The organism is Blattabacterium cuenoti, assembly GCF_014251815.1.
GTDB classification, from domain to species: domain Bacteria; phylum Bacteroidota; class Bacteroidia; order Flavobacteriales; family Blattabacteriaceae; genus Blattabacterium; species Blattabacterium cuenoti_E.
On record NZ_CP059202.1, the window covers coordinates 351,184 to 374,162 of the forward strand.

Below are 22,979 nucleotides of genomic sequence, written 5' to 3' on the forward strand. Positions count from 1 at the left end.
AACTTTATAAATAAGTGGAGAATATCGGAGTCGAACCGATGACCTCCTGCGTGCAAAGCAGGCGCTCTAGCCATCTGAGCTAATTCCCCCCAAAAATAGTCTCGCGCGGAATTGAACCGCGGACCTCTACATTATCAGTGTAGCGCTCTAACCATCTGAGCTACGAGACTGATTACATGAAGAATCAATCTCTCAAATCTCTTTCTCTTTATTTTAAAAGAAAAAGCTTCTAGCCTAATCTTATTTATTTTTAATAAGGAAAAAACTCTAAAAAAAGAGATGTTCCAGCCGCACCTTCCGGTACGGCTACCTTGTTACGACTTAGCCCCAGTTATCGATTTTACCCTAAGCAGCTCCTTTTACGGTCACCGATTTTAGGTCCCCCCGACTTCCATGGCTTGACGGGCGGTGTGTACAAGGCCCGGGAACGTATTCACCGCATCATGGCTGATATGCGATTACTAGCGATTCCAACTTCATAGAGTCGAGTTGCAGACTCCAATCCGAACTGGGATCGGCTTTTAGAGATTAGCTTCTGATTACTCAGTAGCAACCCTTTGTACCGACCATTGTAGCACGTGTGTGGCCCAAGGTATAAGAGCCGTGATGATTTGACGTCATCCCCACCTTCCTCTCGACTTACGTCGGCAGTCTTGTTAGAGTCCCCGACATTACTCGCTGGCAACTAACAATAAGGGTTGCGCTCGTTAAGGGACTTAACCCAACACCTCACGGCACGAGCTGACGACAACCATGCAGCATCTTGTACTCCGTCCGAAGACTAAACTATTTCTAGCTTATTCGTAGTACATTTAAACCTTGGTAAGGTTCCTCGCGTATCATCGAATTAAACCACATGCTCCACCGCTTGTGCGGGCCCCCGTCAATTCCTTTGAGTTTCAGCCTTGCGACCGTACTCCCCAGGTGGATCACTTATCACTTTCGCTTAGTCACTGAAATAAATCCAACAACTAGTGATCATCGTTTACGGCGTGGACTACCAGGGTATCTAATCCTGTTTGCTCCCCACGCTTTCGTGCCTCAGCGTCAGTATAGATTTAGTAACCTGCTTTCGCGATCGGTGTTCTGTGTGATATCTATGCATTTCACCGCTACACCACACATTCCAGCTACTCCAATCTCACTCAAGTCTATCAGTATCAATAGCCATTTTAACAGTTAAGCTGCAATATTTCACTACTGACTTAACAAACCGCCTACGCACCCTTTAAACCCAATAAATCCGGATAACGCTTGTGTCCTCCGTATTACCGCGGCTGCTGGCACGGAGTTTGCCGACACTTATTCGTATAGTACATTCACAATTCTTATCACGTAAGAATTTTTATTCCTAAACAAAAGCAGTTTACAACCCATAAGGCATTCTTCCTGCACGCGGCGTGGCTGGTTCAGAGTTTCCTCCATTGACCAATATTCCTCACTGCTGCCTCCCGTAGGAGTCTGGTCCGTGTCTCAGTACCAGTGTGGGGGATCGCCCTCTCAGGCCCCCTACCGATCATTGTCTTGGTAAGCCTTTACCTTACCAACTAACTAATCGGACGCACGCCCATCTTTTGCCGTATTTCTACTTTAATAATAAAATCATGCGATTTTATTATACTATAGAACATTAATCCAAGTTTCCTCAGGCTATTTTCTAGCAAAAGGTAGGTTACGTACGTGTTACGCACCCGTACGCCGGTCGCCATCAAAATCTACATAATATAGATATCATGCTGCCCCTCGACTTGCATGTGTTAAGCCCGCCGCTAGCGTTCATCCTGAGCCAGGATCAAACTCTCCGTTGTAAAAAAAATTAAATACGATAAATCTTCCTTATCAAAAAATTCTAAGTATCAGGCCTAGAAGCTTTTTTATTATGCAAAGAACAATAAATATACTCGGATATTCGGAAATACAAGTATACGTTTTTTTTTGAAAAAAATTCTCTAATATGAGAATAAATATATATATATTTTTTACGTTAGAAAAAAAATAATATAATTTTATATAAAAAAGCAACAAAAATATAAATTTCCTAATTCATGAATATGAGAACTTCAGATTTTGATTTTACATTTCCTTCAAATCTTCTTGCTAAATTTCCTACACAGGAAAGAGATGAATCCAAGTTAATGATCATTCATAGAAAAAACCAAAGAATAGAACATAAATTGTTTAAAGATTTATATAAATATTTTGAAGAAGGAGACACACTGATTCTCAATAATACGAAAGTTTTTCCTGCAAGACTATTTGGAAATAAAGAAAAAACAGATGCGAAAATAGAAGTTTTTTTACTTAGAGAGTTAGATTCAAAAGATAGAACATGGGATGTTCTAGTTGATCCAGCAAGAAAAGTACGAGTAGGAAATAAATTGAATTTTGGATCGGGATTAACAGGAGAAGTTATAGATAATACAACATCCAGAGGGAGAATTTTACAACTCAATTTTGATGGAGATCATGAAAGACTTATAAAAAAAATAAAAGAATTAGGAAAAACTCCTTTACCTAAATATATGAATAGACAACCCGAAAAAGATGACAAAGAACGCTATCAAACCATATATGCAAAAAAAGAAGGGTCTGTAGCTGCACCTACAGCAGGATTACATTTTTCAAAACATTTGTTAAAAAAACTAGAAATAAAAGGTGTGAATTTAGTAGAAATTACATTACATTTAGGATTAGGAAGCTTTTTACCAGTAGAAGTAGAAGATATATCAAAACATAAAATGGATTCAGAAAAATGTTATATAAATGAAAGTACATGTAAAATAGTAAATGATACTATACAAAAAAAAAAAAGAATTTGTGCAGTTGGAACCTCTTCTATGAGAGCAATTGAAAGTTCTGTTTCTTCAAATAAAAATCTAAACCCCTTTTATGGATGGACAAATAAATTTATTTATCCGCCTTATAATTTTAGCATAGCTAATGCCATGATATCAAATTTTCATATGCCAAAATCTACATTACTTATGATGACAGTAGCTTTTGCAGGTTTTGATTTAATAATGAAAGCGTATAAAATAGCAATAAAAGAAAAATACAGATTTTATTCTTATGGAGACGCAATGTTAATATTATAAAAAAATCATAAGATATTATTATGATTATGATATTATGAAAATTATTTTAGAAAAAATAAAAAACACCATAAAAGAAGAAATAAAAGAATTCGAGAAACAATTTGCAACTGTAATTAAAAGCAACACCCCTCTTATAGATCAAATCACTCATTATATCATTGATAAAAAAGGAAAATTAATTCGTCCTATATTCGTTTTTTTAATAGCTAAAATGTTAGGAACTATACAAAAAAAAACATATCATACCGCTTGTTTAATTGAGCTAATACACACTGCTACACTTATACATGATGATGTTATTGATAACAGTTCTATTCGTCGTGGTTCTTTTTCTATTAATGCTATATGGAAAAATAAAATTGCTGTTTTAATTGGCGATTATTTACTTTCCAAAAGTCTTTTAATTGCAACAAATAACAATTATTATGATTTGCTTAAAATTGTATGCAAAACAATAAAAGATATGAGTGAAGGAGAATTGCTCCAAATGGAAAAATCTAAAAAATTAAATATTACAGAAAAAATTTATAATCAAATTATTTATCATAAAACGGCAAGTCTAATCGCTGCTTCTTGTGAAGCAGGAGCTCGCTCAGTCAACACTGATGAAAAAACAGCTTTAAAAATGAGGAAATTTGGAATTTTTGCAGGTATAGCCTTCCAAATCAAAGATGATTTATTTGATTATGAAGAAAAAAATAGAAATTTAACGGGAAAACCTGTAGGAATAGATTTGAGAGAAAAAAAAATAACACTTCCACTTATTCATGCCATCCAAAAAGCCTCTAAAAAAGATCAGAAACGTATTTTGAACTACATAAAAAATTATGACGAAAAAAAAAGATATCAAATTATTGATTATGTAAAAAAATATGGAGGGTTAGAATATGCTACTGAAAAAATGATTAAGTTTCGTAACAATGCATTAAAAATTTTAGAACTTTATCCAGAAGGAGGAATTAAAGAAACATTAAAAATAATGGTAAATTTTATTATAGAAAGAAATCAATAAATATATGACGAAAAATTTAGTAATTGTAGAATCACCCACTAAAGCTCATACAATACAAACATTTCTTGGAAAGAATTACTGTGTAGTATCTAGTTATGGGCATATTGTTGACCTACCAGAAAAAAAAATAGGAATTCAAATTCAAGAAAATTTTAAACCTAGTTATGTCATATTATCTAAAAAAAAAAAATCGTTCAGAATTTAAAAAAATTAATAAAAGACCATGAAATAATTTGGTTAGCTTCTGATGAAGATCGAGAAGGAGAAGCTATAGCTTATCAAATTTGTAAAATATTTAATATTTCTGAAAAAAAATATAGAAGAATTGTTTTTCATGAAATCACAAAAAAGGCGATTCTTGATGCTATAAAAAACCCAAGACCAATTGACTACAATTTAGTTTATGCACAACAAACTAGACGAATTATAGATCGATTAGTAGGATTTCAATTATCTCCTATTTTATGGAAAAAAATTAATAGAGGACTTTCTGCAGGGAGAGTTCAATCAGTAGCTGTAAGACTGATAGTAGAACAGGAAAAAAAAATACAAAATTTTACACCCCATAGAGTTTATCAACTCTATGGGGTGTTCACAAATTCTGAAAAAAAAATAACTTTTGATGCCAAGTTAGAAAAAAAGATAGAAGATAAAAAAATAGTGAAAGATATTTTCACATTATGTATGAATAGCATTTTTACAATTAAAAAAATCACCACAAAAAAAGAAAAAAAAAGTCCGCCTCCTCCATTTACTACTTCATCTTTGCAACAAGAAGCCTATAATAAATTAAATTATTCTATATCTAGAACAATGTTATTAGCTCAAAAATTATATGAAAGAGGATTTATTACATATCTTCGAACAGATAGCACAAATTTATCAAATAGTATATTATTGGATATAAAAAATTTTATACTTTCTCTATACGGAAAAAAGTATTTGTCTATAAATAAATTTTATAAAAATAAAAAAGAATTTTCCCAAGAAGCCCACGAAGCAATTCGTCCTACAATTATCAATCACAACGAAGATTATCTAAATTCCTTAAATATATTTGAAAAACGTCTTTACAAACTTATATGGGAACGAACAATTATAGGGCAAATGACAGACGTAATTTTTGAAAAAAAAGATATTTATATTCAATCTTCTCGATTAAAAAGTTTTTTTATTTCAACAAATAAAAATATTTTATTTGATGGATTTATGAAAATATCAAATACAAAAAAAAAAGAAAAAGAAGAAAAATTTAATTTAATAAAAGAGGGAGCTTTTTTAGAAAAAAAAGAAATTATAGCTAAACAAATCATTCAGAATCACTTGTATAGATATACTGAAGCAAGTTTAGTAAAAAAACTAGAACAATTAGGAATTGGAAGGCCTTCTACTTATGCACCTATAATATACACTATTAAAAAAAGAAATTATGTTAATATACAAAAAATATCAAAAAAAATAGAAAATCGTGAAACTCTTTTTTTAAAAGGAAATTCGATTTTTATAAAAAATGAGGAAGTTTTTGAAATAGAAAAAAATAAATTCCATCCTACAGAAATAGGGATTTTAACTACTGATTTTTTAGTCAAAAATTTTTATGAAATAATAAATTTTAATTTCACTGCAAACTTAGAAAAAAATTTTGATAATATAGCTAAAGGAAAAAAATCTTGGATCAAGATTCTTGAAGATTTTTATAGTGAATTTCATAAAAAATTGGAACATGTTAAAAACAATGTTGATAGAATTCATAAAGAACGTTTTCTTGGAAAAGATCCAAAATCTAAAAGAAAAATTTTTGCAAAAATAGCTAAATACGGTCCTGTTATTCAAATGGGAGAATTTAATAATAAAGAGAAACCAAAATTTTTTCCTTTATTAAATAAACAAAAAATAGAGGGGGTTTCTTTTACAGAAGCTTTAAAAATTATTGAATTACCTAAATCATTAGGGATTTTTGAAAAAAAAGAAGTTTTATTAAAAATAAATAAGTATAATATTTATATTAAATATGATAATAGATCAATTCCAATTGACGAAAAAATATTTTTTAATAATTCATTAAATTTAGAACAAGCTATTAATATCATAATTAAAAGTAGAATGAAAATCAAAACAAAATAAAAGATATAAATCCTAGCTATCAAAATATCTTTGATTCAAATAAGTTGTAGGATAAGCTTGATCATGTCCTGTTCGTTTAACATGATCTAAATATTTAGGAATATAAGATAAAGCTTTGACTCTATCAGATAAAGACATTCTATTCCATATATTTTCAGCCATTCTTTTTTTTCCAACTTTATATCTATAATCAGTCCAAAAACGATTGAAAGATAAATCGGTGGGAATTTCTTCTATTGAAAAAGCGGCTTTAGCATTTCTCATTTTGTTTATAATAGATTCATTATAAGGGATATATTTACCAATCCAGACATAATGTGACAAAGAAAGTCTTTCCGGAAAAATAATTTCTCTTAAAAACCCATTTAAATCATATTTAAATATGATATCTCCAGATACTAAACGACTTCTAAATATATATTGTTTACCTCTCATTATTATTGATTTCATCAGCATTTTATAAAGACTAATTAATGGATTAATGCATTAACTAAATTATAATTATAAATAATTATATTATTTTATGATGAAATTTTTAACTTTAAAAAATATTTTACATAATCTATATTTATTTATTTATTTTAAACTGAATTTTTATAAACTACGATCAAACTTTTAATTGTTGAAAATATTTTTCATATAACCCTACAACAAAAAGCAAAAGATAAATGTTTTTATTTTTAAAATAATAGATTTATTATATCTTTTTTTATTTTAACATTTAACATTTATTTATATTATATGTATGTTATATATTGTTCCTACTCCTATAGGAAATTTAGAAGATTTTACTTTCCGAAGTTTACGAACATTAAAAGAAGTAGATTTAATTTTAGTAGAAAGTTATAGGGTTTCTAAAAAATTATTGGATTTCTATAAAATTAAAAATAATATAAATAAATATCATATTTACAATGAACATAAAATAATCCCTTCTATAATAAAAAAAATTAAAGAGGGGAAAAAATTAGCATTAATATCTAATGCAGGTACTCCAAGTATATCTGATCCAGGTTTTTTACTTATTAAATCTTGTATTAATGCCCGTATTCCTATAGAATGTTTGCCTGGACCTACTGCTTTTATTCCAGCATTAGTTTGTTCTGGGATCCCTACTCATGAATTTATTTTTATAGGTTTCTTACCAAAAAGAAAAAGAAAAATGAAATTAGAAAATTTATCCAAAGAAAATAGAACAATTATATTGTATGAATCCCCTCATAGACTATTACAAACATTAAACGATATAAAAAGCTTTTTTGGGTCAAAAAGAAATATTGTTATATGCAAAGAAATATCCAAATATTTCCAAAATATATTAAGAGGAAATATAGAAAAAATAATCATACATTATCAAAACATAAAAAAAATATTAGGAGAATACACAATTATCATAGATAAAAATTTAGAAAAGTAATTAAACATATTTTTTTCTTATTAAATATTCAGCAATTTGAATAGCATTAGTAGATGCCCCCTTACGAAGATTATCTGCAACTATCCAAATGTTTATAGAATTTTGAAACGAAAAATCTTTTCGTATTCTACCTACAAAAACTTCATCTTTTCCATGAGCATATAGTGGCATTGGATAAACATTTTCTTTTGGTTTATCTTGAACTATTATTCCTTTTGTTTTTGATAGAATCTTATATATATGATTTATATTAGGTTTTTTCTTAAAAGTAATATTCACATTTTCTGAATGACCACCTATGACAGGAACGCGTACAGCAGTAGCTGTTATTGCTATATTATTATCATTCATTATTTTTTTTGTTTCATTTATTAATTTCATTTCTTCCAATGTATATCCATTATCCGTAAATTGATCACAATGAGGCAAAACATTTTGATAAATAGGATATGGATATACTCTGGAAGAAATGTCTTCATTTCTTGTTTCTTCTTGATATAATTGATCTAAAGCTTTTTTTCCAGTTCCTGTCACAGATTGATAAGTAGAAACCACAATTCTACTAATTTCATACTCTATATGTAATGGAAATAATACCATTACTAATTGTATTGTGGAACAATTTGGATTTGCAATAATTTTATCTCGTTTAGACAGACAAGAAGCATTAATTTCAGGGACAATTAATTTTTTATCAAAATCCATTCTCCATGCAGAAGAATTATCAATAATTGTAGAACCTATATTTGAGAATTTTACAGCCCATTTTTTTGAAATATCAGATCCAGCAGAAAATAAAACAATATCAGGCTTTTTTAAAAATAAATCATGTATACTAATGATTCGATATGCTTTTTTTTTGAAAAAAAATTCCTTTCCGATAGATTTTTCGGAAGCAGAAATATACAGCTCTTTCAATGGAAAATTCCTTTTTTCTAAAAGATCAACCATTACACGACCTACCATACCTGTTGCGCCGACTATTCCTAGTTTCATTTCATACAAATTTTTATAAAAACTTAATTTTCCATGATATTAAAACAAAACAAAGTTAGGTAAAATAATGAAAAAAGGAAAAATGATTATTTTATCAGGTCCTTCTGGATCTGGTAAAACTACTATTTCGCATTGCTTACTTTCAAAATTTCCGGAATTAAAATTTTCTGTTTCATGTACAACACGATCAATTAGAAATAATGAAATACATGGAAAAGATTATTATTTTTTATCTACAAATTCTTTCATTTCTAAAATAAAAAAATATCAGTTTGCAGAATGGGAAGAAGTTTATCCTAAATTATTTTATGGAACGTTAAAAAACGAAATATTCAAAATTTGGAAATCTAATCAACATGTTTTATTCGATATAGATGTAAAAGGAGGTTTAAATTTAAAACAACAATATCCTAATAATTCATTATCTATGTTTATAATGGTGGATTCTATAAACATTTTAAGAAAAAGATTGATTACAAGATATCATAAAAATGGGAATAACAATGATATAAATATTCGTTTAAATAAAGCTAAAGAAGAAAATCGTTACGCAAAACTATTTGATTTTATTTTATTAAATATTGATTTGTATCAAGCAAAAAAAAAAGCAATTCAAATAGTTTCTAATTTTATTTATGAAAAACAATAATCGGGGTGACTGGATTTGAACCAGCGACCACACGCCCCCCAGACGTGTACTCTAACCAATCTGAGCTACACCCCGATAAATAAAAGCTCCTCAGGCTGGATTCGAACCAGCGACACCCTGATTAACAGTCAGGTGCTCTAACCAACTGAGCTACTGAGGATTTTATGTATTTTTTCTATTCTTGTTTTGTGTCTGCCTCCCTCAAAATTTGTTGTGAGAAATATTTCTACAATTCTTATAATATCATTTTTATCCACAAAACGCGCTGGCAAACTAATTATATTAGCATTATTATGTTTTCTTGCTAAAATAGCGATTTCTTTTTTCCATACCAAAGCTGCACGTATTTTTTTATATTTATTAGCTGTCATGGCAGCTCCATTTCCACTACCACATATAATGATTCCAAAATCTGCTTTTCCTTTGTTTACAAATTCTGCTGTTGGATGAACAAAATCTGGATAATCAACTTTTCCATCATATTCCGAAAATCCAAAATCTTTAATTTTATAACCTTTTTTAATTAAAAAATTGGTTATTATATATTTGTGATACACTCCTGTATGATCAGACCCTATTGCTATTAGCATTCATTATGTTGTTCAAAAAAAAATGAACAGTGAATATACGCTAAAAATTATAGATTTAGTAATTTTGTTCCTCAATTTTTTTGGGTTTCGTTTTAAAAACTATAATGATGACAAAGGATATAAAAACTATTGATGATTTCAATTTTGAAAATCAAACTGCTTTAATAAGAGTTGATTTTAATGTACCTGTAAATAAATCTTATAAAATAACAGATGATACACGTATTCAATATAGCATTCCCACCATTCAGAAAATTCTTTCTGAAAAAGGAAAAATTGTTATCATATCTCATTTTGGTAGACCAAAAGGGGTTCCTTTAAAAACTCATTCTTTAAAATTTTTAGTTGATTATTTGTCCCAAAAATTAAAAGTTTCTGTAAGTTTTTTTGGAGATTGCATAGGAGAAACTGCACTTAAAAAAGTTAACAAATTAAAAAATGGTGAAATTTTATTGTTGGAAAATCTACGTTTTTATAAAGAAGAAGAAAAGGAAAATGATAATTTCGCTTTTGAATTGTCAAAATTAGGGGATATTTATGTTAATGATGCTTTTTCAGTCGCACATCGTTTTCATACTTCTATCACTGTACTTCCGAAATTTTTTGGAAAAAAGAAATGCATTGGTCTTCTTATGAAAAGAGAAATTCAATATTTAAATCAATTTTTATATGGTAAAGGAAAGAGGCCTATAACTATTTTATTAGGAGGATCAAAAATTTCTTCTAAAATAGATATCATTGAAAACCTTATTAATTTTGCAGATTATATTCTAATAGGGGGGGGGATGTCTTATCCTTTTATTAAAATAAAAGGAGGAAAAATAGGAAATTCTTTAATCGAAGAATATGAAAAAACAGAAAAAACATTAAAAAAAATTTTTCATAAATATCAAAATAAAATAGATATTATTCATCTTCCGATAGATGTTATAGCAGCTGATTCATTCAAAAATGAAGCCCATACTAAAACTCTTCCTATTGATTCTATTCCAAATGGATGGATGGGGTTAGATATTGGACCTCGTACTATAAAAAAATTTTGCGCAATTATAGAAAAATCCAAAACTATTTTATGGAATGGACCAATGGGTGTTTTCGAATTTCAAAATTTTTCTTCAGGAACTAGATCTATAGCAAAAACTATTGCAAATATCACTGAAAAAGGGGCGTTTTCTTTAATAGGTGGAGGGGATTCTATTGCTTCATTAAGAATAGAAAACTGTGATAAAAAAATCAGCTATTTATCTACTGGAGGAGGTGCAATGTTAGATAGTTTAAAAAGTGAAATGCTACCCGGAATAAAAGCAATAATATAAATATAAAATACCAAGGTTTTTAATTATATTTGTTTGTTTTCTTAACCTAACTAAAATATAAAAAAAATAACTTATGTCATTTAAACTTCCAAAATTATCTTATTTATATAAAGATTTAGAGCCTTATATAGATAGAAAAACTATGGATATTCATTACAACAAACATCATGCTACTTACACTAATAATCTAAATAAGGCAATTTCAAATACAAATTTGATCAATTTATCCATTGAAGAGATATTAAAAATAGCACATACAGAATCTCCAATGATACGTAATAATAGCGGAGGTTTTTATAATCATAATCTTTTCTGGGAAATATTAACACCTAATACAAAATATACTCATCCTAGCGGAGAATTTCATGAAATCATTAAAAAAAATTTTAATTCTTTTGATTCTTTTAAAGAAAACTTTTCTAAAATTGCAGCCAATCATTTTGGTTCTGGATGGATTTGGTTGTGCGTGAAAGAAGAAAAATTAACAATTTGTTCTACAGAAAATCAAAATAATCCTCTTATGTATGGAATGGGTTGCGAAGGCATTCCAATATTAGGATTGGATGTTTGGGAGCATGCATACTATCTTCAATATCAAAATCGTCGTTTAGATTATATTTCTTCTTTTTGGAAAATCGTTAATTGGATAAAAGTGGAAGAAAATTATAAAATATATATAAAAAAATAATATTATTTTTGTGGGGAAAATTGTATTAGAAAATATTAAATTATTTGGATTTCACGGATGTATGACAGAAGAAAAATATGTTGGTTCTTATTATACGATTAATATAGAAGTTGAATTTGATTTCTATCAAGCATCTATTAATGATGATTTATCCAAAACTATTAATTATGTAGATTTGTATTCTATTGTCAAAGAAGAAATGAGTATCAACGCTAAATTGATTGAACATTTAGCACAAAGAATAATTAAAAGGATAAAAAAATATCAAAAATCTTTGATAAAATATACAAAAGTAAAAATTTGTAAGGAAAACCCTCCATTACAAGGAAATGTGGATAGAGTCTGTGTGATTTTGGATGATTAAATTATTAATTGTCTATATGGGCACTGTGGCCGAATGGAAAGGCAGAGGTCTGCAAAACCTTTTATAGCGGTTCGATTCCGCTCTGTGCCTTTTTTTTATATGTATTTTATATATACATTTACAATCTTAAAATCAATAAGTTAATTATTATTGGACAAAAAAAAAGAATGAAGATAAATAATATTCTTATTTCACAACCTCTTAATGTTAATGGAGCCTCTCATGCTCCGTATATTAAACTTATCAAAAACAAAAATGTAAATATAGACTTTCGATCTTTCATAGAAGTAAAAGAAGCGTCATCCAATGATGTAAGAAAACAGAAAATTAATTTTTCTGATTTTACTGTAGTTATTTTTATTAGTAAAAAATCCGTAGATCATTATTTTAGATTAGCAGAATCTATGCGTTTTAGAGTCCCCATTTCTATGAAATATATATGTCAAACAAAAACCATAGCTTATTACTTACAAAAGTATATTGTATTTCGTAAAAGAAAAATTCATATTGGTAATAAATCATTTCAAGATATACTTCCTTATATTGAAAAACATTCCAAAGAAAAATTTCTTTTACCTTCTTCAGACATATTAAAACCGGATATTCCAGATATGTTAAACAAACAAAATGTTTTTTGGAAAAGAGCCATTTTGTATAAAATGACTTCTAGTGACTTATCTGATTTAAAACATGTATACTATGATATTTTAGTTTTTTTTAGTCCAGTAGAAATAAAATCTTTGTTTGATAACTTTCCCAATTTTGATCAAAATAATATCAAAATTGCTACTTTTGGTAAAAATACTTTAGATGCCGCTTATAAAGCGGGACTAAAAATCGATATAAAGGTACCAACACCGGAATTTCCTTCTATGGCTATGGCTTTAGAAAAATATATTAAAAAATTAAATACAATTATATATTGAATTCGTAATTATAGTTATTCCACTGTTACTGACTTAGCTAAATTTCTAGGTTGATCTACATTTTCTCCCCGTATATAAGCAATTTGATAAGCTAATAACTGAAGAGGGATAACAGTTAATAATGGACTCAGTACTTCAGATATGTTGGGAATCCTTATTACGTGATCTGCTAACAAATTAGCTTGAATATCGTCTTCATTAATTATAGCTATAACTTTTCCTTTTCTAGCTTTTATTTCTTGAATATTGCCTATAATTTTATCATAATATCCTTTTTTTGTAGCAACAACAATCACTGGCATATTTTCATCAACTAAAGCAATAGGACCATGCTTCATTTCTGCTGCAGGATATCCTTCTGCATGAATATAGGATATTTCTTTTAATTTTAAAGCACCCTCTAAAGCAACAGGAAAATTAATCCCTCTACCTAGATATAGAAAATTATTTACATCATGATATATTTGAGATATTTTTTTGATAGTATCATCCATTTTCAATACATAGTCAACTTTTTCTGGAACAGATCCAAGTTCTTGACATAATAATTTATAACGATTATCATCAATTGTATATCTATGTTTTCCTATAATCAAAGCCAACAAAATAAGAACTGTAATTTGTGCCGTAAAAGCTTTTGTAGAAGCAACACCAATTTCAGGGCCGGCATGAGTATAAGCTCCTGCATCTACATTTCGTGCAATAGATGATCCTACAACATTGCAAATTCCAAACACAAAAGCTCCTTTTTTTTTTGCCAATTTCAAAGCTTCTAAAGTATCTGCAGTTTCTCCTGATTGTGAAATTACAATGATGACATCTTTTTTTCCTATAATAGGATTTCTATATCTAAATTCAGAAGCATACTCTACTTCTACTGGAATACGAGCAAGTTCTTCTAGTAAATATTCCCCAATCAAACTAGCATGCCATGAGGTCCCACATGCTATTATAGTTATACACTTTGCATTAATAAAAATATTTTTATTAGATTCAATTCCATTGATACAAATAATTTTTTCTGGAATTAACAATCTACCTCGTAGAGTGTCTAAAATTGTTTTAGGTTGTTCATATATTTCCTTCAACATGAAATATTTGTACTTTCCTTTCTCAATTTCTTGTAAATTGATTTTAAGTTTTTTAATAATTGGATTTAGTTTATGATTATCTATAATCTTTCTAAGATCTAGCCCCTTATCTTTTTTAAGAATAGCCATTTCTCCATCTTTTAAATAAATAACATTTTTTGTATAATCTACGAAAGAAATGGGATCGGATGCTACAAAAAATTCTTTATCATTAACGCCTAAAGATAAAGGACTTCCCAATTTTGCAATAATAACCGTTTCAGGATGAGATTTTTCTATTACAGCGATAGAATAAGCTCCTACTATTTCATTCAAAGAAATTCTTACTGCTTCTTCTAAAGACAATTTATTTTCTTTTTTAATATACTCTATTAAGTTAACAAGAACTTCTGTATCTGTTTTGCTTTTAAAAGTAAATCCATTTTTTAATAAAATAATTTTAATAGCAAAATAATTTTCTATAATTCCATTATGAATTATAATAAGTTCATTGGAATTAGAAACATGAGGATGAGCGTTGATATCATCTGGAATACCATGAGTTGCCCATCTTGTATGACCTATTCCCGTTGTCCCTTTTATTTTTACTTGACAAGAATAAATTTTTTTTTCCAATTCCAAAACCCTTCCTTTGGTCTTATATAAATTATATCCATTCTCATGAAAAACGGCAATACCAGAACTATCGTATCCTCTATATTCCAATTTTTTTAATCCACTAATGAGAATAGGGTAAGCTTCTCTATAACCCAAATAACCAATTATACCGCACATTCTAGATAAAATTAGAAGTTTTTATCTATTTAATTGATCTGTTCTAAAACAGTTTCCTTATAAAATTGTTGATAAACGGTTTCTATCTCTTCTACAGGATAATATTTTAATACTAACAATTTATTTATTTTTATATAATTTTCTATTTCTTCGGGAAAAAAAATATCTCCTTTTATAATAGCGTCCGAGAAATACATACATAATTTGACTATATTAAAATAATTTGGATATTCTAACAGTTTTAATTTTCTAGATTTTATACCATCAAGTTTTATTTTTTTAATAATATCTTTATTTAAAGACCCTTTAAAAGGTTTATTGTAAATAGATGCAACAATTTTTACACTCTGATAAACTGGATCACTTTTATAAAAGTTTTTAATGTATAAAGGAATGAAAGAGCTCATCCATCCATATATATGAATTATATCAGGTTTCCAACTTAATTTTTTTACAGTTTCTAAAACTCCTTTTGTAAAAAACAAAGCTCTTTCATCATTATCTGGAAAAAAAACGCCATTTTCATTTTCATCTATTGCCTTTCTTTTAAAATATTCTTCGTTATCTATAAAATAAACTTGTAATTTAGCATCAGGAATGGAAGCAACTTTTATTAATAAAGGTTGATCAACATCATTTATTACTAAATTCATGCCTGATAAACGAATTACTTCATGTAACTGATGTCTTCTTTCATTGATTACTCCAAAACGGGGCATAAATATACGTACATCGTTTCCTATTGATTGCATAAATTTAGTGGCTTTTAATACCGATAAAGATATCGGATTCTCTGAAGAAAAAGGAAATAAATCCGAAGAAACATATAATATACGTTTACCTGTCATCTTAGAGTTATTTTTGTTTTTATATAATAGTAAGAAAATGGATCATTGCAAATATAATAAATAATATACTAAGTTTAATAATAAAAATATCAAGTGATTTTTTTATTTAAAATCTTATAGATTACATGGTTTTTAACTTTTATAGATTTTATAGATATGTTTTATTATGAAAAAAGAAAAACAAATAAAAAAAAAACATTATAATAATATCTCCACAGGATTTATTAATATTACTAATCACGGATATGCATTTGTTCGCATAAATGAATTTAAAAAAGATGTTTTTATTCCCAAAAACAAAACAAATAGAGCTTTAGAAGGAGATTTGGTAAAAATAAAATTTTACTATAATCGAAAAGGAAAAAAAATGGAAGGAGAGGTATTAAAAATAATTAAAAGAAAGACTAATCAATTTGTTGGTATATTAAAATTAAACATTCAATCTGAATATGGAATAATACACAACAATATCATTCATGTTAATATTTTAGTTCCAATACAAAAATTGAAAAAATATCATCATAATGATAAAGTATTAGTTAAAATTATATCATGGCCTAAAAAATCAAAGAATCCTTTGGGAAAAATTATAAAAGTATTTGGCCCTTCTGGAGAATATAAAACAGAAATTCTTTCCATATTAGAAGAATATGGCATATCCTATCAATTTTCTAAAGAAATAGAAAATGAAGCTAAAAAAATTTTTTTAAAACCTATTTTAGATATAGGGATTAGAAAAGACATGAGAAATATTAATACTTTCACCATAGATCCTTTAAATGCAAAAGATTTTGATGATGCTATTTCCATTAGAAAATTAAATTCTAACACTTGGGAAATAGGTGTACATATATCTGATGTTTCTTCTTATATAAAAGAAGGAAGTTTATTAGATCGAGAAGCTTATTCACGTGCTACATCTATTTATTTTGTAGGAAAAGTTATTCCTATGCTTCCAAAAATTTTATCTGATGATCTTTGTTCTTTGCAACCCCAAAAAGATAAATTAAGTTTTTCCTATATTTTTAATATAGACAATCAAGGCAATATATTGAAAAATTGGTTTGGTAAAACCATAATACGATCTAATAAACGATTTACATATGATGAAGTGCAATGTATAATAGACCATAAAAAAGGAGATTATTATGAAGAAATTTACAGATTATTTTTGTTTTCTAAAATATTAATTCAAAATCGATTAAAAAATGGATCAATTTATTTGGAAGAAAGAATGGAAGTTAAATTTCACTTAGATGAAAATAATAATCCAATATCCTTAAAACTGGAAAAAAATAATGATGCTCATCGTTTAATTGAAGAATTTATGTTATTGACTAATCGAAAAATTTCAGAATTTGTCAGTTTAAATTTAGATGGAGGCATTTCTAAAAAATTCTATATTTATAGAGTACATGACGTCCCTGATTTTCAGAAAATTTTTTTTCTAAAAAAAATTATAGAACCTCTAGGTTATTTTTTAGATTTGAAAAACCTAAAAACTTCCATCAATTATTTATTAGAACAAATTAAAGGAAAGCCGGAACAAAATATGATTGAAAATTTGATACTTCGTGCTATGAGCAAAGCTAAATATTCCACTAAAAATATAGGACATTATGGTTTATCTTTTATTTATTATACTCATTTTACATCTCCCATAAGAAGATATTCAGATATCATAGCGCATCGTTTGCTTCATCATTATTTAATAAATAAGAATAGAAACAATGAATATAAACTTAATACAATAGAGTTTTATGAAAAACAATCTCAACATTGTAGTTATAAAGAACGTTTGGCTATAGATGCAGAAAGGGAATTTCTAAAATACATACAAGTTAAATATATAAAAAAATTTATAGGAAAAGAATTTGATGGTATTATTATGGGGTTTACTGATTGGAGTATCTATATTGATTTATTATTATTTCAAACTGAAGGAATGATAAAATTTCGTGATATTAAAGAAGATTCTTATATTCTAAATTCAGATAATTACAGTATAATTGGAAAAACAAAAAAAAAAGTCTATCATCTGGGAGATAAAGTAAAAGTAAAACTTATGAATGTGAACCTAGAAAAAAAACAAATTATTCTTGAATGGATCGATAATACATCATAAAAAAAATACATGATTTTATATTCTGACAGTAGAAGGAACAAATATAGTGTAATCTCCTCCGTTTTTTATAATATCTCTAACAAGATAAGAGTGAATATGAGATTTTTCATAAGAAGAAAAAAGATAAACTGTTTCAATAATATGTTTTTTGTATAATTCCTTATTAACTATAAATATATTTTTTTCAAATTCAAAATCTAATTGATTTCGAATTCCTCTTAATAAAAATCTAGCTTTTTTTTTTATGCAGAAAGAAATAGTTAATTCATCAAATGAATCAATTTCTATTTTTTTTTGTGATAACTTTATAAAAGTTTTTTGTATCCATTTTTTTCTCTTTTTAAGAGAAAACATGCTTTTTTTTTCCCTATTTTTTCCAATAGCTATAATAATTTTATCAAATAAATTCAAACCTCTAATAATAATATCATAATGCCCTAAAGTAATGGGGTCAAAAGATCCAGGAAACACTGCTATTTTTTTATTCATTTTTTTTAGAAATATATTTATATGTAAATTTTTTAACTGAAATAAGAAATATAATTTATTTTTACTTCTAAATTTATTATTATTATAAAAACAAATAATGAACAAATCATGCTCTGATTGTTTAAATAAATGTGCAAAAAAAGGAAATATTCTTCAAAAAAAACAATGTTATAAACCTAATGCATTAGATTGGTTGTCCAATATTCAATCCCCTTTTGAATATAAAAAATATGATATTGTAGAAATAAAATTTAAAAATGATAGAAAAGATTTTTTTATTAATCAAGATAAAATCCTCCTAAATCAAGGAGATATTGTCACTGTAGAACCAAAATACGGAACAGGATACGATATAGGTATAGTTTATTTAACTGGAGAATTGGTAAAATTACAAATAAGAAATCATACTATTCATTCAAAAACTTTTAAAAAAGTATACAGAAAATCAACATATAAAGAGATAAATATTTGGAAATATTTCAAAAAAAAAGAATTTACAACTCTTTTAAAATCTAAAAAAATTGCAAAGAATTTAAATCTTTCCATGAAAATTTGTGATGTTGAATATCAAGGGGACGGAGAAAAAGCTATTTTTTATTATACAGCTGAAAATAGAATTGATTTTAGAAAATTAATTAAAGAATTCGCTTTACATTTTCATACACGTATAGAAATGCGTCAAATAGGATATAGACAAGAAGCGGCAAAAATTGGAGGGATAGGTTCTTGTGGTCGTGAATTATGTTGTTCGACTTGGTTAAAAAATTTTAAAAGTGTAACAACTCATTCAGCAAGATACCAACAACTTTCCATCAACATTCAAAAATTAACCGGACTATGCGGGAAACTAAAATGCTGTCTTAATTATGAATTAGATTCCTACTTAGATGCTATAAAAGACTTTCCAGATTTTAACATAAAAATTCATACAGAAAAGGGGATCGCTCAATGCATGAGAATTGATGTTTTTAAACAAGAAATGTGGTATTCCTATGTTAGGAATCCTAATACTTGGTTTAAAATAAAAGTCAAAAAAATTAAAGAAATTTTAGAAAAAAACAAAGTATCTCCTCCTTTAGAGGAATTATCAATTATCAATAGCATTCAAAAAACAGAGTTGACGTTTAAAGATTTGTCTATATAAAAATTAATTTTTTTACGTGTATAAAAAAAAGTATGAAAATAAATTTTCATAAAATTATTTTTTATTTTTGGTTTTTATTTATTATAGGAATAAGTATAATTATCAGCGTTTTTTATGCTGCTTATAAAGGTTATTTGGGGAGTCTTCCTAGCACTAAAGACATAGAAAACACCAAGATGAAAGTGGGTTCAGAAGTGTATGATTCTAATGGAATATTATTAGGTAGATTTTTCTCTGAAAATAGAACTTTAGTTACTTATCGACAGCTTCCAAAAGATCTTGTAAATGCACTTATAGCAAAAGAAGATATTCGTTTTAAATATCATTCTGGAATTGATATAAAATCTTTTCTTAGAGCAATTCTTTCTTTAGGAAAAAAAGGGGGGGGCAGTACTATATCACAACAATTAGCGAAACTTCTTTTCACAGGACCATCTGCAAAAAATAAATTACAAAGAATTCATCAAAAACTTTTAGAATGGGTGATGGCTATTGAATTAGAAAAACGTTATACTAAAGAAGAAATTATTACTATGTATTACAATAAATTTGATTTTTTATATAACGCAAAAGGAATCGAAACAGCTGCTCATACTTATTTCAATAAAAAAGTTTCTGAACTTCATTTGGGAGAATGTGCGACATTAGTTGGAATGTTAGAAAATCCTTCTTTATATAATCCTAAAAATTATCCTGATAGAGCAAAAAAACAAAGAAATTTGGTTTTACATCAAATGAGAAAATATAATTTGTTAAATGTACATAGATATAAAAAAGAGTTGAATAAACCTGTAAAAATTAATTTTAAAATACAAAAAAAAAATTTTGAATTACTTACTTATTATGGTGAATTTTTAAAAAAAGAGATTCAAGAAGTTTTAAATGAACATGAAGAAAAAACTGGACAAAAACTTAATCTTTATTCTAGTGGATTAAAAATATATACATCTGTTGATGCTAAAATGCAATATTATGCAGAAAGGGCAGTAAAAAAACATCTTAGTAAATTACAGATTTTATTTAATCGTTTTCAGAAAAAAAATAAAAATGCTCCATTTTTAAATATTTCTCCAGAAAAAACAAAACGTATTATTATATCTGCAATGCATAGAACTTCTCTTTATCAAGATCTAAAACAAAAAGGTTTAACAGAAGAAAAAATTATAGAAGAATTTAAAAAACCACAATTTATCAAATTATTTACTTGGAATGGATCCAAAAAAGTACTTATATCTCCATGGAATTTTATTCGTTATCAAAAAAGTATTATACAAGCAGGATTATTATCTATAGAACCTTCTACCGGATTTATTAAAGCATGGGTAGGAGGAATAGATTTTAATTATTTTCAATATGATCATGTAGCACAAACACAACGTCAGGTAGGTTCTATTTTTAAACCTATTTTATATGCTGCAGCTATTAATGAATTACATTATAACCCTTGTACAAAAATTTCAAATGATAAATTTCATTTAGGGAAATGGGCTCCTAGAAATTCTAACGGAAAATATGGAGGTTTTCTTACTTTAAAAGATGGTTTGGCTTTTTCTGTTAATACAATTTCAGCTCGTTTAATATCAAAAATAACTCCAGGTCCAGTCATAAATTTAGCAAGAAATATGGGGATAGAATCCATGATTCCTGAACATCCATCTATTGCTCTTGGTTCTGCTGATTTAACTTTATATGAAATGACAGGGGCATTCAATACATTTACTAATTATGGAGTTTACGTTAAACCTTCTATTTTAGTAAAAATAGAGGATGAAAATGGAAATTTAATTAAAGAACATATAGATATTAGTAGACGACAAGTTTTTAGTGAAGAAGTAGGATATATTATGTTAAAATTGATGCAAGGGGTAGTTAAATATGGTACAGCAAAAAGATTACAATTGTACAATATAACAGGAGAAATAGCTGGAAAAACAGGAACAACTAATGAAAATTCAGATGGATGGTTTATAGGTATGATTCCTAATCTAACAACTGGAGTTTGGGTAGGATGGGAAGATAGATTTTCACATTTTGATAATATTCGATTGGGACAAGGGGCGAATATGGCTTTACCTATATGGGCTTATTATATGAAAAGTTTATATAAAGATATTAATTTAATTTATCATGATAAATTATTATTTCATAAACCTAAAAATTATCAATCCTATTGGGATCATTGTCATGAAAATCGTATTAAAATTAAAGAAAATAATGTAGAAGATGATGGAATCAATGATAAAAATGAAAAATACGAAGAAAAAGAGGAAAAAAACTCTTTAAAAGATAAAGAAATTTTAGATTTGGATCTGAATTTAAATTCAGAAAATAGTAAGGATAAGAATTATGATAAAAAAAATATTAATTTTAGATAAAAATCATCCTTTTATTATATATAAATTAAAACAAAAAGGATTTCTATGCGATGAAAATTACAAAGATTCAACAGATGAAATGGATATATCTGTGTATGATGGAGTAATTTTAAGAAGTAGATTAAAAATAGACAAAGAATTCATTGAAAAAGCTATAAACTTAAAATTTATAGCTCGTATTGGATCTGGAATAGAAAATATAGACAAAAACTATGCTAAAAAAAAAGGAATAGTCTTAATTTCTTCTCCTGAAGGAAATAAAGATGCAGTAGCAGAACATGCTATAGGGATGCTTCTATCCATGATGAATTATATTATTCGTTCCCATCAACAAATAACCATAAAAAGAAAATGGAGCAGAGAAATAAATAGAGGGACAGAAATTATGGGAAAAACAATAAGTATTATTGGATATGGAAATACAGGAAAAGCTTTTGCAAAAAAATTATCTGGTTTTGATGCTAAAATATTGTGTTACGACATATTGCCTAAAGTAGGAGATATTTATGCAAAACAGGTGAATATGAGCTACATTTTTAAAAAATCAGATATAGTAAGTTTACATGTCCCTTATACTGAAAAAACAAAAGGAATGATGAACTATAATTTTATAAAAAAATTTAATAAGCCTTTTTATTTTGTAAACACCTCCCGTGGAGGGTGTGTAATTACGAATCATTTGGTAGAGGCATTAAAAAATGGAAAAATAAGTGGAGCATGTTTAGATGTATTAGAGTATGAAAATTATTCTTTGAGTAATATTTTTCATCATCATAATAAAAGTTTTATTTATCTTGTTCGCGCTAACAAGGTGGTACTTACCCCACATATCGCGGGATGGACCAAAGAATCAAAATATAAAATGGATAAAATAATTGTGGAAAAAATTATTTTTTTAAATAAGAAATTAAAATGTAACATGACTTCAACACAAAATTGAATTTTTGAAAGGAACT

20 protein-coding genes, 5 tRNA genes and 1 rRNA gene are annotated in these 22,979 nt (G+C 27.3%); 15 read left to right on the forward strand and 11 right to left on the reverse strand.

Annotation, left to right across the window (positions count from 1 at the left end):
* Positions 1–15: 15 nt before the first annotated feature.
* The 3 genes from H0H54_RS01655 to H0H54_RS01665 form a co-directional block, all read right to left on the reverse strand.
* Positions 16–89, reverse strand: a tRNA-Ala gene (locus H0H54_RS01655).
* Between the two features lie 7 nt (positions 90–96).
* Positions 97–170 (reverse strand) — tRNA-Ile (locus H0H54_RS01660).
* Between the two features lie 102 nt (positions 171–272).
* Positions 273–1,808: ribosomal RNA gene (locus H0H54_RS01665) — 16S ribosomal RNA — on the reverse strand.
* Between the two features lie 243 nt (positions 1,809–2,051).
* Here H0H54_RS01665 and queA point away from each other — a divergent pair.
* From queA to H0H54_RS01680, 4 genes are read left to right on the forward strand one after another with little or no spacing between them, the layout of a single operon-like run.
* Entirely contained in the window at positions 2,052–3,095 is a 1,044-nt protein-coding gene (gene queA / locus H0H54_RS01670) for a tRNA preQ1(34) S-adenosylmethionine ribosyltransferase-isomerase QueA (RefSeq protein ID WP_185863538.1), read from the forward strand.
* Positions 3,096–3,129: 34 nt separating this feature from the next.
* Positions 3,130–4,107, forward strand: a complete 978-nt coding sequence (locus tag H0H54_RS01675) for a polyprenyl synthetase family protein (protein WP_185863013.1) — start codon at positions 3,130–3,132, stop codon at positions 4,105–4,107.
* Between the two features lie 4 nt (positions 4,108–4,111).
* The gene (locus H0H54_RS03110) at positions 4,112–4,312 is read left to right on the forward strand and encodes a toprim domain-containing protein (protein ID WP_394366885.1); all 201 of its coding nucleotides are present in this window, start codon (positions 4,112–4,114) and stop codon (positions 4,310–4,312) included.
* A gap of 26 nt (positions 4,313–4,338) precedes the next feature.
* Positions 4,339–6,231: a type IA DNA topoisomerase gene (locus H0H54_RS01680; protein ID WP_394366900.1), complete on the forward strand. Its 1,893-nt coding sequence runs from the start codon at positions 4,339–4,341 to the stop codon at positions 6,229–6,231.
* A 12-nt stretch (positions 6,232–6,243) separates the two neighbouring features.
* Here H0H54_RS01680 and H0H54_RS01685 read toward each other — a convergent pair whose 3' ends face one another.
* A complete protein-coding gene (locus H0H54_RS01685) occupies positions 6,244–6,666 on the reverse strand; it encodes a hypothetical protein (RefSeq protein ID WP_185863014.1) in 423 nt (140 codons plus the stop codon).
* A gap of 310 nt (positions 6,667–6,976) precedes the next feature.
* On the opposite strand from H0H54_RS01685, the gene rsmI reads away from it, so the two are divergent.
* Positions 6,977–7,648: a 16S rRNA (cytidine(1402)-2'-O)-methyltransferase gene (gene rsmI / locus H0H54_RS01690; RefSeq protein WP_185863015.1), complete on the forward strand. Its 672-nt coding sequence runs from the start codon at positions 6,977–6,979 to the stop codon at positions 7,646–7,648.
* On the opposite strand, the gene H0H54_RS01695 is transcribed toward rsmI, so the two are convergent.
* Positions 7,649–8,644 carry an aspartate-semialdehyde dehydrogenase gene (locus H0H54_RS01695; RefSeq protein ID WP_185863016.1) on the reverse strand — a complete coding sequence of 332 codons (996 nt, stop codon included), beginning with the start codon at positions 8,642–8,644 and terminating at the stop codon, positions 7,649–7,651.
* A 67-nt stretch (positions 8,645–8,711) separates the two neighbouring features.
* Between H0H54_RS01695 and gmk the strand changes: the two genes are divergently transcribed.
* Positions 8,712–9,293 carry a guanylate kinase gene (gene gmk / locus H0H54_RS01700; RefSeq protein WP_185863017.1) on the forward strand — a complete coding sequence of 194 codons (582 nt, stop codon included), beginning with the start codon at positions 8,712–8,714 and terminating at the stop codon, positions 9,291–9,293.
* Here the strand turns inward: gmk and H0H54_RS01705 are convergent.
* The 3 genes from H0H54_RS01705 to H0H54_RS01715 all read right to left on the reverse strand — a co-directional run bounded on the left by H0H54_RS01705 (position 9,294) and on the right by H0H54_RS01715 (position 9,883).
* A tRNA-Pro gene (locus H0H54_RS01705) sits at positions 9,294–9,368 on the reverse strand.
* 11 nt (positions 9,369–9,379) lie between these two features.
* Positions 9,380–9,453: transfer RNA gene (locus H0H54_RS01710), tRNA-Asn, on the reverse strand.
* Positions 9,431–9,883 carry an RpiB/LacA/LacB family sugar-phosphate isomerase gene (locus H0H54_RS01715; RefSeq protein ID WP_185863018.1) on the reverse strand — a complete coding sequence of 151 codons (453 nt, stop codon included), beginning with the start codon at positions 9,881–9,883 and terminating at the stop codon, positions 9,431–9,433. Before H0H54_RS01715 ends, H0H54_RS01710 begins: the two co-directional genes overlap by 23 nt.
* A gap of 107 nt (positions 9,884–9,990) precedes the next feature.
* On the opposite strand from H0H54_RS01715, the gene H0H54_RS01720 reads away from it, so the two are divergent.
* The 5 genes from H0H54_RS01720 (at position 9,991) to H0H54_RS01740 (ending at position 13,177) form a co-directional block, all read left to right on the forward strand.
* Positions 9,991–11,199: a phosphoglycerate kinase gene (locus tag H0H54_RS01720; RefSeq protein WP_185863539.1), complete on the forward strand. Its 1,209-nt coding sequence runs from the start codon at positions 9,991–9,993 to the stop codon at positions 11,197–11,199.
* A gap of 73 nt (positions 11,200–11,272) precedes the next feature.
* Positions 11,273–11,887 (forward strand): superoxide dismutase, encoded by a 615-nt coding sequence (locus tag H0H54_RS01725; RefSeq protein ID WP_185863019.1) that lies wholly within the window; start codon positions 11,273–11,275, stop codon positions 11,885–11,887.
* Positions 11,888–11,897: 10 nt separating this feature from the next.
* Entirely contained in the window at positions 11,898–12,251 is a 354-nt protein-coding gene (gene folB / locus H0H54_RS01730; RefSeq protein ID WP_185863020.1) for a dihydroneopterin aldolase, read from the forward strand.
* Between the two features lie 19 nt (positions 12,252–12,270).
* Positions 12,271–12,341, forward strand: a tRNA-Cys gene (locus H0H54_RS01735).
* 77 nt (positions 12,342–12,418) lie between these two features.
* The gene (locus H0H54_RS01740) at positions 12,419–13,177 is read left to right on the forward strand and encodes a uroporphyrinogen-III synthase (RefSeq protein WP_185863021.1); all 759 of its coding nucleotides are present in this window, start codon (positions 12,419–12,421) and stop codon (positions 13,175–13,177) included.
* Positions 13,178–13,191: 14 nt separating this feature from the next.
* Here H0H54_RS01740 and glmS read toward each other — a convergent pair whose 3' ends face one another.
* Both glmS and H0H54_RS01750 read right to left on the reverse strand, forming a co-directional pair.
* Entirely contained in the window at positions 13,192–15,042 is a 1,851-nt protein-coding gene (gene glmS, locus H0H54_RS01745) for a glutamine--fructose-6-phosphate transaminase (isomerizing) (RefSeq protein ID WP_185863022.1), read from the reverse strand.
* Positions 15,043–15,071: 29 nt separating this feature from the next.
* Positions 15,072–15,890: a glycogen/starch synthase gene (locus H0H54_RS01750; RefSeq protein WP_185863023.1), complete on the reverse strand. Its 819-nt coding sequence runs from the start codon at positions 15,888–15,890 to the stop codon at positions 15,072–15,074.
* A 166-nt stretch (positions 15,891–16,056) separates the two neighbouring features.
* Here H0H54_RS01750 and rnr point away from each other — a divergent pair, with 166 nt between their 5' ends.
* Positions 16,057–18,015 carry a ribonuclease R gene (gene rnr / locus H0H54_RS01755; protein ID WP_185863024.1) on the forward strand — a complete coding sequence of 653 codons (1,959 nt, stop codon included), beginning with the start codon at positions 16,057–16,059 and terminating at the stop codon, positions 18,013–18,015.
* 15 nt (positions 18,016–18,030) lie between these two features.
* On the opposite strand, the gene coaD is transcribed toward rnr, so the two are convergent.
* On the reverse strand, positions 18,031–18,504 hold the full coding sequence (coaD, locus tag H0H54_RS01760) for a pantetheine-phosphate adenylyltransferase (RefSeq protein ID WP_185863025.1): 474 nt from the start codon (positions 18,502–18,504) through the stop codon (positions 18,031–18,033).
* Positions 18,505–18,601: 97 nt separating this feature from the next.
* Here coaD and H0H54_RS01765 point away from each other — a divergent pair, with 97 nt between their 5' ends.
* Genes H0H54_RS01765 through H0H54_RS01775 form a run of 3 tightly spaced genes read left to right on the forward strand, consistent with a single transcriptional unit; the run spans position 18,602 to position 22,963 of the window.
* Positions 18,602–19,648, forward strand: coding sequence for a PSP1 domain-containing protein (locus tag H0H54_RS01765; RefSeq protein WP_185863026.1), 1,047 nt, complete (start codon positions 18,602–18,604; stop codon positions 19,646–19,648).
* Between the two features lie 32 nt (positions 19,649–19,680).
* Positions 19,681–22,023 carry a transglycosylase domain-containing protein gene (locus H0H54_RS01770; RefSeq protein WP_185863027.1) on the forward strand — a complete coding sequence of 781 codons (2,343 nt, stop codon included), beginning with the start codon at positions 19,681–19,683 and terminating at the stop codon, positions 22,021–22,023.
* Positions 21,995–22,963: an NAD(P)-dependent oxidoreductase gene (locus tag H0H54_RS01775; protein ID WP_185863028.1), complete on the forward strand. Its 969-nt coding sequence runs from the start codon at positions 21,995–21,997 to the stop codon at positions 22,961–22,963. Before H0H54_RS01770 ends, H0H54_RS01775 begins: the two co-directional genes overlap by 29 nt.
* Positions 22,964–22,979: the final 16 nt, after the last annotated feature.

Coding starts and splice junctions, on each gene's coding strand:
- queA (WP_185863538.1), top strand. CDS start 2,052: ATGAGAACTTCAGATTTTGATTTTACATTTCCTTCAAATCTTCTTGCT.
- H0H54_RS01675 (WP_185863013.1), top strand. CDS start 3,130: ATGAAAATTATTTTAGAAAAAATAAAAAACACCATAAAAGAAGAAATA.
- H0H54_RS03110 (WP_394366885.1), top strand. CDS start 4,112: ATGACGAAAAATTTAGTAATTGTAGAATCACCCACTAAAGCTCATACA.
- H0H54_RS01685 (WP_185863014.1), bottom strand. CDS start 6,666: ATGAGAGGTAAACAATATATATTTAGAAGTCGTTTAGTATCTGGAGAT.
- rsmI (WP_185863015.1), top strand. CDS start 6,977: ATGTTATATATTGTTCCTACTCCTATAGGAAATTTAGAAGATTTTACT.
- H0H54_RS01695 (WP_185863016.1), bottom strand. CDS start 8,644: ATGAAACTAGGAATAGTCGGCGCAACAGGTATGGTAGGTCGTGTAATG.
- gmk (WP_185863017.1), top strand. CDS start 8,712: ATGAAAAAAGGAAAAATGATTATTTTATCAGGTCCTTCTGGATCTGGT.
- H0H54_RS01715 (WP_185863018.1), bottom strand. CDS start 9,883: ATGCTAATAGCAATAGGGTCTGATCATACAGGAGTGTATCACAAATAT.
- H0H54_RS01720 (WP_185863539.1), top strand. CDS start 9,991: ATGACAAAGGATATAAAAACTATTGATGATTTCAATTTTGAAAATCAA.
- H0H54_RS01725 (WP_185863019.1), top strand. CDS start 11,273: ATGTCATTTAAACTTCCAAAATTATCTTATTTATATAAAGATTTAGAG.
- H0H54_RS01740 (WP_185863021.1), top strand. CDS start 12,419: ATGAAGATAAATAATATTCTTATTTCACAACCTCTTAATGTTAATGGA.
- glmS (WP_185863022.1), bottom strand. CDS start 15,042: ATGTGCGGTATAATTGGTTATTTGGGTTATAGAGAAGCTTACCCTATT.
- H0H54_RS01750 (WP_185863023.1), bottom strand. CDS start 15,890: ATGACAGGTAAACGTATATTATATGTTTCTTCGGATTTATTTCCTTTT.
- rnr (WP_185863024.1), top strand. CDS start 16,057: ATGAAAAAAGAAAAACAAATAAAAAAAAAACATTATAATAATATCTCC.
- coaD (WP_185863025.1), bottom strand. CDS start 18,504: ATGAATAAAAAAATAGCAGTGTTTCCTGGATCTTTTGACCCCATTACT.
- H0H54_RS01765 (WP_185863026.1), top strand. CDS start 18,602: ATGAACAAATCATGCTCTGATTGTTTAAATAAATGTGCAAAAAAAGGA.
- H0H54_RS01770 (WP_185863027.1), top strand. CDS start 19,681: ATGAAAATAAATTTTCATAAAATTATTTTTTATTTTTGGTTTTTATTT.
- H0H54_RS01775 (WP_185863028.1), top strand. CDS start 21,995: ATGATAAAAAAAATATTAATTTTAGATAAAAATCATCCTTTTATTATA.